This window comes from Muriicola sp. Z0-33 (assembly GCF_026126425.1).
Classification (GTDB): Bacteria; Bacteroidota; Bacteroidia; order Flavobacteriales; family Flavobacteriaceae; genus JAFMPW01.
Window position 1 is genome coordinate 1 of record NZ_JAFMPW010000039.1, and the last position, 725, is coordinate 725.

Annotated in this window: 1 protein-coding gene; it reads right to left on the reverse strand. The window is 52.6% G+C overall.

Features of this window, described 5'->3' with window-relative positions:
* Positions 1-725, reverse strand: a 725-nt coding sequence (locus tag J1G40_RS18265) for a SprB repeat-containing protein (RefSeq protein WP_265244103.1), incomplete at both ends; no start/stop codon positions are given.

A 725-nucleotide genomic window follows, 5' to 3' on the forward strand; every position in this document is an offset into this window, starting at 1 on the left:
GTAACGGTTACACTATGGGTCCCCGCGGTTAAAGCAATTGCCTGCTGTGTAGTCTCCCCGTTGTCCCAGACATAACTATATCCTGCTGTGCCACCCGTAGGATTTACAGTGGCCGCCCCATCATTGCCCCCATTCACAGATACCCCATTATCAAGGGCCACTGTACACATCAAGGCTGCTGGCTCATTCACTGTTGCACTCGCAGTGGTTGTACATCCGTTGGCATCAGTTATTGTCACCGTATAAGTGCCTGCGGTTAGTCCGCTGATATCTTCTGTGGTGGCGCCGTTGCTCCATAGGAAGGAGTAAGCCGTAGTACCGCCACTTACTGTTAAGTCGATTGAACCATTTGCATCGCCATTACAAAGCGCATCCGTTCCCACAGCTGACGCGGACAAAGCAGCATCGGGCTCACCGATAGTAGCGCCGTCCGTAGTCTCACAACCATTGGCATCGGTGATAGTCACCGTATAGGTGCCGGCTAGTAAACCACTAATATCCTGGGTGGTGGCGCCATTACTCCATAGATAGGTATATCCGGGAGTGCCTCCATTTACTGTTAGGTCTATTGATCCGGTGGCCTCTCCAAAACAGCCCACATCTGTGGCTACTGCTGATGAGGATAAGGCGGCATCGGGCTCACCGATAGTAGCGCCGTCTGTAGTCTCGCAGCCATTGGCATCGGTGATGGTCACCGTATAGGTACCGGCTAGTAAACCACTAAT